Annotated in this window: 9 protein-coding genes; 6 read left to right on the top strand and 3 right to left on the bottom strand. The window is 28.9% G+C overall.

Annotation, left to right across the window (positions count from 1 at the left end; translation table 11 throughout):
* The first annotated feature begins 19 nt into the window (after positions 1-19).
* Together ACFQ1U_RS09380 and ACFQ1U_RS09375 are read left to right on the top strand one after the other, a co-directional pair.
* Positions 20-1,594 (top strand): peptide MFS transporter, encoded by a 1,575-nt coding sequence (locus ACFQ1U_RS09380; RefSeq protein WP_386107653.1) that lies wholly within the window; start codon positions 20-22, stop codon positions 1,592-1,594.
* A gap of 96 nt (positions 1,595-1,690) precedes the next feature.
* On the top strand, positions 1,691-2,206 hold the full coding sequence (locus ACFQ1U_RS09375) for a thioredoxin family protein (protein WP_386107651.1): 516 nt from the start codon (positions 1,691-1,693) through the stop codon (positions 2,204-2,206).
* Between the two features lie 3 nt (positions 2,207-2,209).
* On the opposite strand, the gene ACFQ1U_RS09370 is transcribed toward ACFQ1U_RS09375, so the two are convergent.
* Positions 2,210-4,234, bottom strand: a complete 2,025-nt coding sequence (locus ACFQ1U_RS09370) for a ComEC/Rec2 family competence protein (RefSeq protein ID WP_386107649.1) — start codon at positions 4,232-4,234, stop codon at positions 2,210-2,212.
* 154 nt (positions 4,235-4,388) lie between these two features.
* Between ACFQ1U_RS09370 and ACFQ1U_RS09365 the strand changes: the two genes are divergently transcribed.
* The gene (locus ACFQ1U_RS09365; protein ID WP_386107647.1) at positions 4,389-5,720 is read left to right on the top strand and encodes a polysaccharide lyase family 7 protein; all 1,332 of its coding nucleotides are present in this window, start codon (positions 4,389-4,391) and stop codon (positions 5,718-5,720) included.
* 70 nt (positions 5,721-5,790) lie between these two features.
* On the opposite strand, the gene lysS is transcribed toward ACFQ1U_RS09365, so the two are convergent.
* Both lysS and ACFQ1U_RS09355 read right to left on the bottom strand, forming a co-directional pair.
* On the bottom strand, positions 5,791-7,488 hold the full coding sequence (lysS, locus tag ACFQ1U_RS09360) for a lysine--tRNA ligase (RefSeq protein WP_386107645.1): 1,698 nt from the start codon (positions 7,486-7,488) through the stop codon (positions 5,791-5,793).
* A 360-nt stretch (positions 7,489-7,848) separates the two neighbouring features.
* On the bottom strand, positions 7,849-8,352 hold the full coding sequence (locus ACFQ1U_RS09355; protein WP_386107643.1) for a DUF456 domain-containing protein: 504 nt from the start codon (positions 8,350-8,352) through the stop codon (positions 7,849-7,851).
* Positions 8,353-8,479: 127 nt separating this feature from the next.
* Between ACFQ1U_RS09355 and ACFQ1U_RS09350 the strand changes: the two genes are divergently transcribed.
* The 3 genes from ACFQ1U_RS09350 to ACFQ1U_RS09340 are packed head-to-tail and all read left to right on the top strand — an operon-like array spanning position 8,480 to position 11,637.
* The gene (locus ACFQ1U_RS09350; protein WP_386107641.1) at positions 8,480-8,848 is read left to right on the top strand and encodes a BlaI/MecI/CopY family transcriptional regulator; all 369 of its coding nucleotides are present in this window, start codon (positions 8,480-8,482) and stop codon (positions 8,846-8,848) included.
* Positions 8,849-8,851: 3 nt separating this feature from the next.
* Positions 8,852-10,369, top strand: a complete 1,518-nt coding sequence (locus ACFQ1U_RS09345) for a M56 family metallopeptidase (RefSeq protein ID WP_386107639.1) — start codon at positions 8,852-8,854, stop codon at positions 10,367-10,369.
* A 14-nt stretch (positions 10,370-10,383) separates the two neighbouring features.
* Positions 10,384-11,637, top strand: a complete 1,254-nt coding sequence (locus tag ACFQ1U_RS09340; protein ID WP_386107637.1) for a tetratricopeptide repeat protein — start codon at positions 10,384-10,386, stop codon at positions 11,635-11,637.
* Positions 11,638-11,640 lie beyond the last annotated feature (3 nt).

The following is an 11,640-nucleotide window of genomic DNA, read 5'->3' as shown; positions in this document are numbered from 1 at the left end:
ACTAATTCAAAATAAATATATGAACACAGATATCGAAAATCTATTTAAAGACAAGGTACTTGGACATCCTGCAGGATTGTTTGTACTTTTTTTCACAGAAATGTGGGAGCGTTTTTCATACTATGGAATGCGTGCATTATTAGTTTTATTTTTAATAAGCTCTGTAACAGACGGTGGTTTTGGTTGGGAAAAAGCCGAAGCACTATCATTATATGGTACATACACTATGGGGGTATATTTAACTCCTGTATTTGGAGGTTTAATTGCTGATAAATTATTAGGTTACAGATGGGCGGTTATTTTAGGAGCATTAATAATGACACTTGGACATGCTGCCATGGCTGTTGAAACACCTCTGTTTTTATACATAGGTTTAGGTTGTTTAATGTTAGGTAATGGATTGTTTAAACCAAACATGACTTCTATTGTATCTAATATGTATAAAAATCACGAAGAGAAAAAAGATGGTGCTTACTCTATTTTTTACATGGGAGTAAACGCTGGTGCTTTTTTAGGAATCATGTTATGTGGTTATATTGGTGAAAACTATTCTTGGTCATGGGGATTTGGATTGGCAGGAATCTTCATGTTTATTGGAATGTTACAATTCTACTTTACGCAAAATATCTTTGGTGATATTGGTTTATCTCCTAAAAAAATACAAGAAATTACTGTAGCGCAAGTAGGAGCTGATGGTGATCAGGCCTTAGTAGATGTAAATGAAGAAGAAAATACACCGCAAAATGTAATTATAGATAGGTTATTTGCTGTAGGTGTATTCTGTATTTTTACGGTGTTTTTCTGGGCTGCTTTTGAGCAAGCAGGGGGATCTATGACTATTTTTGCTGAAGAATATACTCAAAGAAATTTAACAGGTACTTCTGGAACTTTATTTAAGTATATAGATGCTTTACTAACAATTTTACCTTTAGGTATTATTACTTATGTTTTATACTTATTGTTTAAAAAGACATTTGCTAAATACGCAATAGGTAACATTATTTTATCTGTAAGTTTTATTATAATTTGGGGTATTGTAGGTTGGAAAATTCAACGTGATTTTTCTAAAGAAAGTGTTGAGGTTCCAGCTACTTGGTTTGGTATATTAAACTCTTTATTCATTATTACCTTAGCTCCATTATTTTCTAAATGGTGGGAAAGTAAGTACAATATGTCTGGACCATTAAAATTCGGATTTGGATTATTATTGTTAGGTTTAGGATTCGGGTTTTTATCGCTAGGATCTCAAGGAATTGTGGCAGGGGAGCCTGTAATGAAAGTGAGTATGTTTTGGTTAATTGCTGCCTATTTATTCCATACAATGGGAGAATTATGTATTTCTCCGGTAAGTTTATCTTACATTAGTAAGTTAGTTCCAGCTAAATGGATTGGCTTTATGTTTGGTGTTTACTACTTATTTATTGCTATGGGTAATAAATTAGCAGGTACTGTAGGTAGTTATATTGAAGAGATTGAAAAGGCATATTCTATTTCAGGATTCTTTTTAATTTTTACAATCATTCCTATAGTTGCTGGATTAATTATTGCAGGTTTAAACCCATTAATGAGAAGATTAATGCACGGAGTGAAATAACCCTTTTTTAAAATATTTAGTGAAAACCTGTCTTGATTATTAGAAATCAGACAGGTTTTTTTGTAAGTTTGGTATATTAATTGAGACATATGTAGTATGAAAAAAATAATAGCATTAGCATTTTTTGTGTTCACAAGCTTTGTGACACAAGCACAAGAAGTAAATTGGCTTTCTTTTGAAGAGGCTTTGAAAATGAACCAAACAAATCCTAAACCAATATTGGTAGATTTATATACAGATTGGTGTGGATGGTGTAAAAAAATGGATGCAACCACTTATAAAAATGAGGTTATTGTAAAATATATTAATGATAACTTTTATGCTGTTAAGATGGATGGTGAAGGTAAAGAAGATATCGCTTTTAAAGGAAAAACTTTTAAGTTTGTACAGCAAGGCAGAACTAAATATCACGAGTTAGCAGCAGCAATACTTAAAGGTAAAATGAGTTATCCTTCAACTGCTTTTTTTAATGCAGAACAGCAGTTAATACAAACGGTACCAGGTTATTTAACTACAGAACGTTTCGAGAAGATTTTAGCCTATTTTAGTGGTGAGGCATACAAATCTACTCCTTGGGCAGATTTTGAAAAAAACTTTAAAAGTTCGTTATAAAACTTACTTTGAGTGTAAAATATAAGCACCATTTTCACCTGTATAGTGAAATGGTGTTTTTTTATGCTTACATGTCATTCTCCAATTCATTACATAGCTTTTATAATTACTTCCGTCAGCTATAATTATTTTCGGTTTTAAAGAATCTATTAACCTGTTTAAGTTTATTTTAGGAGAGTTTTGTAAAACAACATGTAGTGGATTTTTAATTTCTTTTGTATAAACTCCAAGACTATCTATAAACATTACGTTTTTCTCATTTATTTTTATGAATTTTGGTAGTGTCTTTACTGTATCAATAATTACTTTTTCTTCATTTATATATGCTTTTATAGGATTCTTTTTTATCAATTCTGTTTTTTCTTCGTTTGATAAAATAGTAATACTATCTCCGTTTCTTATGGCAAGTAATTCTTTCTTGTTGTTATGAAAAATTATAAATTCATGTTTACTTTGTCTTTCATATTTACCTGCAATTAATACTGTTTGAAGAATAATAATGATGCATAATGATACAATTAATGCTTTTGTTTTTTTAGAATATATAAAATAACTTAATGAAATTAATAAAATGTAGAAGAGTAGGGTTGTCATCAAACTTATACTAATGTTTGTGATTAAAAAATCTTCCTTATCTGCAATCCAGCCAATAAAATTATTTATCCATAAAATAATTTTACTATATACAATTACTAATTCATTGGGGAGTTTATTTATTAAAGAAAGCCCAATTATTAACAGACCGCCTATTAAAATTAGTCCTAAAAGAGGAACTATTACTAAGTTGGAAAGTATAAATAATAATGGAAATTGATGAAAGTAATACAAACTAAGTGGTAACACACTAATTTGTGCACTTACAGAAACCGTAATTAATGTCCATATGTAGTTTACAAATTTAATTTTTGGATTCCATAATTCATATATTTTTGGTTGGATAATAACAATTCCAAACACAGCCAAATAACTTAGTTGAAAACCAACATCAAATAAATACATTGGATGAACTAATAATAATATAAAAAGCGAAGTTATTATTGAAAATTCAATAGGTTGTTTTTTAAAAAAAGTTTTTCCGATTGCTATAAAACTAAACATTGTAACAGCTCTAACTACAGATGCCGACATGCCAGCTATTAATGCAAAACTCCATAACATTATTAAAATTAGTATTGTTCTTAAAAATATACCTTTAGGTAACTTCAATAATGGTTTTAGTATAAAATTTAATATCAATAGTATAATACCTATATGTAAACCTGATATGGCGAGTATATGAATAGCGCCTGCATTAATGTAGTTTTTAATAATATCTTTTGATACTTCCTGTCGTTGTCCTAATAATAAAGCATTTATAATAGCATATTCATTTTTTTTAAAACCATTATTTATAAGAGAGCTTTGTATTTTTCGTCTGATATTTGAAGCAATACCTTTTAAAGATAAGTTTCCTTTCTTTAAATAATGAAAATCCCTTTTATTCAGAAAAAGCTGATGTGATATTTGTTGTTTTTCCAGGTACTTTTTATAGCTAAATTCATAAGGGTTTAAAGGCTCTCTTATGCTTTGTAATAATCCTTTTGTTATATAAACATCATCAATCTTAATATTTATTTTTTCTAGTGTGTCTTTTTTAATATTAATGATAATATCCCCTTGTGTAATTGTAGTATCAACTTGGATTATACTTCCTTTAAATTTTACATATTTTTTAGAAGGTTTTAATACTTCATATACTTTTATGAATAAACTACTCCCTCTTTTTGCTGAATATTTATAATGGTTTTTATAGTTACAATCAGCATTAAGTTTTACAGAAAATATACCTAAGCAAATTGCAATTATTAATGCGGAACAGGTAAAAACTATTATTTTTTTATAATACTTGGAGTAAACTAGTATAATAAAGAACAATATAAATATTAGGGTTAAAATATTAATGCTGATATTAGTATAATATTCTATAATTATACCTGTGATGAGTCCAACTAGCAAATGGCCAGGTATATAGTTAAATGTCTTCTTCATAGCTTGTATAAATATATACAAATTCTAACAATCTGTTTTTAATTTATTTAAATCAAATTAAAATAATCATAATTAACATAATTGTATATATTTGTAATTGGTTAACCAAAATGGTTTTCCAATAAAATAATTAATAATTTAAAAACATTTCAAAATGAAAAACACAGTTTTTACATTGAAGTCAATTGCAAAATTTTTCTTTTTGGTAGGTTTTTCTGTTTGTTCATCTTGCGCTAATGATGATTTGACAACAGTAGAAAGTTTATCAGATGAAAAGTTAGTTTCCCCCGAAACAGCACAAAGAATTGTTAGCAGTAGCGAAATTACTGTTACAGCAAATGGAGATGATGGTAACAAGCCCATTAACACACTAGATGGTAATTTAAACACAAGATGGTCATCTTACGGAGCAACAGGTAAATATATTACCTATGATTTAGGTGAAGTAATGACTATTGATGATGTTAGTATTGCTTGGTTTAAAGGAAATCAAAGAGTATCTTATTTTCAAATTGCTATTGGAAATACAACCTCATCATTTACTACGGTTTTAAATAACAAAGTATCAGGTTCATCAGGTTCTACATCTAATTTAGAAAAATATGAACTTCCAGACACCCAAGGTAGATATGTTCGAATTAGAGGCTTTGGTAATTCATCTAATGATTGGAACAGTATAACTGAAGTACAAATAAACGTAATAGGAGGTTCTGATGGAGGTACCACTGACCCAGATACAGGAAATAGTAATTCACCAGCAGGTGTTTTAGGTGGTTTGGTTAATTGGAAGTTAAACGGATACTCTGGAACTTTTAATAGAGGTGCATCAAATAACGGATTAACGTATTTAGACGATACACCAAACTTAGAAAATTATAGTAATTCTAATTGGTTTTATACAGACGGAACTTGGACGTATTTTAAGGCTTATACAGGTAATCCAACATCAAGCGGATCCGGAAATCCTCGTTCAGAATTACGTGAATTAACATCTAACGGTAATGATAATATTTATTGGGATGGAACAACTAGTACAGAGCATAGAATGATTTGGCGAGTACGTGTAGATCATTTACCACAATCTGGTAAAGTGTGTTTTGGTCAAATTCATGATAAAACAGATGAATTTGATGATGTAATTAGAGTACAATGTCAAGGAGATCCCTATCAAACTTCCGGAAATGTAAAGTTAAGAATAAACGGATATGTTACTGAAGTTTTAGAAGGTGGAGGTAAAACTGTAGGAGATTTTAATTTAGGAGATGAGTTACATTTAGAGCTTACCTATAAAAATAGCATTGTAAAGCTATATAGGTTAGATAATAACCGCAATAGAGTAGAAACAATTTTTACATCCAAATCTGCAAAAGCTAAAGAAAATTATTTCAAAGCAGGATGTTATTTACAATCAGTAAAAGGAAAATCATCTGCTAATTCAAGTGATTTTGCGTTGATTGCTATTAGAGAATTAGAAGTTTTTCATTAATCTAACAAGATTAATTAAAATTAAAAAGAGCAACCATTTGGTTGCTCTTTTGTTTTATATAAAGTAAATATTATACTACTGTTACAAATAAACCTTCTTCTGTTTTCTCAACAGCTGCCAATTTATTTTTAGTAAGTCCTTTAATGGTTTTATCCCATTTTTTATTACTAAGTCCACTTTGAGCCTTTAGCTCATTTAAATCAATTTTTTCTGCTTTTTCAATTAGCGCTAAAACAACCTTTTCCTCATCGTTTAATTCAACAGCAGGGGCTTTTTTCTCTGGTTTCATTTGAGGGAAGAATAATACCTCTTGAATAGATTGATTGTTGGTTAAGAACATTATTAAACGATCCATACCAATTCCTAATCCAGATGTTGGAGGCATACCATATTCTAACGCACGTAAAAAGTCCTGATCAATAAACTCTCCAGCTTCATCATCACCACGAGCTGCTAATTTTAATTGAGCTTCAAAACGTTCTCTTTGATCAATTGGATCATTCAATTCCGAATATGCATTGGCAATTTCTTTACCACAAACCATTAATTCAAAACGCTCTGTTAATTCAGGATTATCTCTATGTTCTTTACATAAAGGAGACATTTCTTTTGGATAATCAGTAATAAATGTTGGTTGGATATAGTTTCCTTCACATTTTTCACCAAAAATCTCGTCAATTAATTTTCCTTTACCCATGGTATCGTCCACTTCAATACCCATTCCTTGGGCTGCTACGCGGATTTCATCTTCTGTTTTTCCGTTAATATCAAATCCGGTAAAATGTTTAATAGAATCTGCCATAGTAACACGTGCATATGGTGCTTTAAAATCTACTTCATGTGCTCCAAAAGTAGCTTTGGTAGTTCCATTTACAGCTAAAGCACAATGTTCTAGTAACTTTTCTGTAAACTCCATCATCCAGTTGTAATCTTTATAAGCAACATAAATCTCCATTGCTGTAAATTCTGGATTATGTGTTCTATCCATTCCTTCATTACGGAAATTTTTAGAAAACTCATATACACCGTCAAAACCACCTACGATTAATCTTTTTAAATATAATTCGTTTGCAATACGCATGTATAGTGGAATATCTAACGCATTATGATGTGTAATAAATGGTCTTGCGGCTGCTCCACCAGGAATTGGTTGTAATATAGGAGTTTCTACTTCAAAGTAACCAGCATCGTTAAAAAACTGACGCATAGCATTGAATAACTTTGTTCTTTTTACAAAAACTTCTTTTACATTTGGGTTTACTACTAAATCTGCATAACGTTGACGATAACGTAATTCAGGATCGTCAAATTTATCGTGAATATTTCCTTCAGCATCTGTTTTTGGTAAAGGTAAAGGGCGTAAAGCTTTGCTTAATAACTTAAAGTCTTTTACCAATACTGTTTTTTCACCCACTTGTGTGGTAAATAGTTCACCTTCTATACCAACAAAATCTCCAATATCTAATAATTTTTTATACACTTCATTGTATAATGTTTTATCATCAGTAGTACAAATTTCATCACGGTTGAAGTATACCTGAATTCTTCCTTCACTATCTTGCAATTCAGCAAAAGAAGCTTTTCCTTGTATTCTTCGAGACATTAATCTACCTGCTATAATTACTTTTTTCCCTTCTTCAAATTCCTGTTTTATTTGTTTGGAGTTTGAATTTAATGGAAATAAATCGGCTGGATATGGATTAATACCTAGCTCACGTAATTTGGTTAGCTTTTCTCTACGTACAACTTCTTGCTCTGATAATTGCATTGTTATTTAATTTACAGTTTTAATTTAAAGGCGCAAAGATACAATCAATTGAATTATTAAACAATGTAAAATAGAAGGGTAGGATAAAAAAAAATAAAAAAAACATTTGGTAGTTTATTTTAACGGTGTATATTTGCAGGCTGTCTAATTTTAATTGACAGCATTTAGTTGTGTTGTTAGGCACGAGAGTGCCAGGTTTTGTTAACCAATGGAAAGCTTCCCTTACGGGTTGCTTTTTTTTTGGTTACGCCGTTACTTCAAAAAAAGATAGTTTTAAATATAGACTTTTATTCTTTTTAAAATCAGGCGTTTAAATTTTAACACTAATTGATAGTTAAATAAGTATCCTAATACTGTCAATTAAGCGATTAAGAAAGATTTATATTTCCAAAAATCTGCAATAAAAAAAACAGCATACACTACCGCAACTAAAAATTTAATTGTTGTAGAAGCTAAAAATCCTAAAAATGCACCAAATGAAGCTTTAATAGCCCTATTTGTATCTTTACTATCATATATAAGCTCGCCAACTAAGGCACCTACAAAAGCACCAATTAAAATCCCAAACGGAATAGGCGAGATTAGCCCAATTATTAATCCAATGGTTGTTCCGTAAGCACCATATTTGCTGCCTCCAAATCTTTTGGTTCCTATAGCTGGAATAATATAATCTAGAAAGAAAATAAATACAGCGATACCTAAAGTAATGTATAAAAACGTGTTGTTTTTTGGGACTGCTTCTGTTAAGTGTAATAATAACAAGCCTATCCAACTTGTAATAGGACCAGGCAATACCGGTAAAAAAGAACCTAAAATTCCTAATCCGATAAAAATAAACCCTACAATTGTTAAAAATATATCCATAAACTTTTTTAAATACTATCTAATTAGACGATTGGAATAGTATTTTGTTACATTTTTAACTAAAAAATTAGTTTAAACTAATTTTTTAGTTATATTTGTTGTGTTGATAATTAAATACTTATTTATAATGGGAAAGCAATTAACAAAAGCAGAAGAACAGATTATGCAAGTTTTATGGCAATTAGAAGTAGCCTCGGTAAAAGAAGTAATAGCAGAATTACCAGATCCTAAGCCAGCGTATAATACAGTTTCAACAATTATCAGAATTTTAGAAACAAAAGAATTTGTAGGGCATCAAGCAAAGGGTAGAGGTTATGTTTATTTTCCAACAGTTGCCAAAAAGAATTACACAAACCAACGTATGCATAAAATAATGAATGGATATTTTGGAGGTTCATTTAAAAGTATGGTGTCGTTTTTTATGAAAGAAAATGATTTAGACATATCAGAATTAGAGAGTATTTTAAAAGAAATTGATAAGAAAGAAAAAAAGTAGGGTATGTTACAATATATAATTCAGGTAATTCTTTTTCAGATTTTATTTTTAGCAGTTTATGATTTGTTTTTAAGTAAAGAAACTTTTTTTAATAAAAACCGTGTTTACTTATTAGTAACTGTTTTACTGTCCTTTTTACTTCCGTTATTAAAAATAGAAACAATTCAAAAATCGGTTTCAAAAGAGTATACTATTTTATTACCAGAAGTAGTATTGTTTCCGCAAAAAGTGATAGAAGAGCAAAGTTGGTATCAATCAATACATTATTTAGAAGTACTTTTTTGGTGTGGATTACTTTTTTTCTCAATACTGTTTTTAGTTAAGTTATATAAAATCATTAAACTAATTAGTACTCATATTACTATTAAAGAAAGAGATTATACTTTGGTTTTGCTGCCTAAAAATTCAAAAGCTTTTTCATTTTTCAATTTTATTTTTTTAGGAGAAGAAATTCATCCTGATAGAAAACAAGAAATTATACAACATGAATTAATTCATAGTAAGCAAAAGCACTCACTAGACTTATTGTTTTTTGAATTTCTTAAAATTATTATGTGGTTTAACCCTATGATTTGGGTTTTTCAAAAAAGGATCTCATTAGTTCATGAATACATAACGGACGATATGGTTAGTAAGTCAGTTTCAACCAAAGATTACATTCGCAATTTATTATCAGAAGTGTTTCAAGTAGCGCATATATCATTCATTAATCAATTTTACAAACCTTCACTTATTAAAAAAAGAATTCAAATGATGACAAAAAGAAAATCAAAACAAATTAAACAACTAAAATACTTAGTGTTGGTACCAGTTTTAGCAAGTATGTTATTTTATAGCGCTTGTACTAAAGAGAATTACATAGAACAAGAAAAACAAAGTACGGTGCTTTATAGTGATGTTAAAGGAATGGAAAAAAGGATTTCAGAGACTAAAACCTCTTACATGGATAGTTATTTGGGGTTTGAATCACCTAAGACTAAAGAATTGACATTAAGAGACTTATCAGAAGTTGAACTAAGTGAATACAATGAACTTATGCTAAAAATGAAAGAAAAAGATCAAGACATAAGTTTAAGGATTTTTGAAGGTTTTGAAAATAATAGAAAAATAGTATTTCTTGATATGCAAGAGCGGTTTAAAAAATTTAAAAACAAGTCTAAATCAGAGCGTAATAATGATGAGGTACCTTTTTCTAAGTTAGATAAATCACCCTCTTTTCCTGGAGCTCAAGCAGGAAAAGATATATTTAATAAAAACATGACCCAATTCGTTAAAGATAACTTTGATACAAGTATGATTAATAATTTAGGTTTACCATCTGGTATTAAAAGAGTGTATGTACAGTTTAAGATTGATGAAAACGGACAAATAATAAATATTAATGCAAGAGCACCTCATATAAAAATTAAAGAGGCAGTTATAGAAATGATTAAAAAAGTTCCTCAGTTAAATCCAGGCGAATTTGAAGGTAATAAAGTAAAAGTAACTTACACTTTACCTATTACATTTAAAGTAGACTAATATTTTAAAACTATATGAAAAAGAATGTTTTATTATTAATTATTGCTATGTATGTATGCAAAGCCGAAGCACAATCTTCGGCTTTTCAAGTTATTGATAGTTTATTGGCATACGGAAAATATAAAAAAGCACTAAAAGCTTTAGAGGCAAAACCAATAAGTTATGAGGTATTGTTAAAAAAAGCTTCTATATATGATAAGATAGACGATGCTAAAAATGCTTCTGTAAATTATGAGAAGGCCCTACAGATTAAAGATGATTATTTCGTAAGTATTGCTTATGCAAAAGCTTTAAAAAAAGAGAAAAAACTTATTAAATCTATACAATTATTTGAAAAAGTATTTAAAAAAGATACACTAAACTTGTTTGTAGCGTATGATTTATCTAAACTTTATTTACAAACAAAAAAAGCACATAAGGCAAAACAACAATTAGCTTATTTAATAAAACAAGATTCAAGTAATTACAATTACCACTATCAATTAGGTTTAGTATATAAGCTATTGAAAAAAAGAAACCTAAGAATCAATAGTTTTTTAAAAGCTTATAAAATTAACAATACAGATATACGAAGTATAGAAAAATTAGCAAAAGACTTTTTTTTACTGAAAGATTTAGATTCTGCAAATCTATTTATAAACAAAGGTTTACGTATAAATAGAAATAATGTTAACTTAAATAAATTAAAAGTAAATAAACTGTATTTAGATAAAAAATACATTGAGTTGCTTCCTACGTTACATCATTTAGATAGTATTTTACCAAATGATCATTTTACTAATAAAATGTTGGGAAGAACTTATTTAAAGTTAGACAGTTTAAATAAAGCAAAAAAATACTTTAAATCAGCAAGTGTTATAGACAGAACAGATTATAAATCTTTTACCTATTTGGGACATATAGCTCTAAAACAAGAAGATTTTGAGGCAGCTATGTTTAACTATTTTATGGCAACAATGATTGGAAAAGAAAGTAGGGATGAGGAGTATTTAGGATTGGCTAAGGTGTATTATAAAACTAATAAACCACAAAAAGTTATTAAGTACTACAAAGAAGCGTTAAGAGAAAATCCGTCAAACTATATTGTATTATTAGAGCTTGCCAAGTTTTCAGATAATTATTATAAAGATATAAGCATTGCTCAAAAATATTATCAGCAATACATCAATAAATTTGAATTTAAGAACAAAGAAAATGATAGTTTAGTTCATAAAAGACTTTCTCAAATTAAAAAAATACTTTTTTTGGAAGGAAAACCTATAGAATAGGTT

Origin of the sequence: Tenacibaculum geojense (genome assembly GCF_042676005.1) — a bacterium.
Taxonomy (GTDB): domain Bacteria; phylum Bacteroidota; class Bacteroidia; order Flavobacteriales; family Flavobacteriaceae; genus Polaribacter; species Polaribacter geojense.
This window is presented reverse-complemented; position numbering and strand designations above follow the sequence as displayed.

Bases quoted from the DNA above. Each gene is read 5' to 3' on its own strand.
- ACFQ1U_RS09350 (WP_386107641.1), top strand. From the start codon at position 8,480: ATGGGAAAGCAATTAACAAAAGCAGAAGAACAGATTATGCAAGTTTTA.
- ACFQ1U_RS09370 (WP_386107649.1), bottom strand. From the start codon at position 4,234: ATGAAGAAGACATTTAACTATATACCTGGCCATTTGCTAGTTGGACTC.
- ACFQ1U_RS09340 (WP_386107637.1), top strand. From the start codon at position 10,384: ATGAAAAAGAATGTTTTATTATTAATTATTGCTATGTATGTATGCAAA.
- ACFQ1U_RS09365 (WP_386107647.1), top strand. From the start codon at position 4,389: ATGAAAAACACAGTTTTTACATTGAAGTCAATTGCAAAATTTTTCTTT.
- ACFQ1U_RS09375 (WP_386107651.1), top strand. From the start codon at position 1,691: ATGAAAAAAATAATAGCATTAGCATTTTTTGTGTTCACAAGCTTTGTG.
- ACFQ1U_RS09355 (WP_386107643.1), bottom strand. From the start codon at position 8,352: ATGGATATATTTTTAACAATTGTAGGGTTTATTTTTATCGGATTAGGA.
- lysS (WP_386107645.1), bottom strand. From the start codon at position 7,488: ATGCAATTATCAGAGCAAGAAGTTGTACGTAGAGAAAAGCTAACCAAA.
- ACFQ1U_RS09345 (WP_386107639.1), top strand. From the start codon at position 8,852: ATGTTACAATATATAATTCAGGTAATTCTTTTTCAGATTTTATTTTTA.
- ACFQ1U_RS09380 (WP_386107653.1), top strand. From the start codon at position 20: ATGAACACAGATATCGAAAATCTATTTAAAGACAAGGTACTTGGACAT.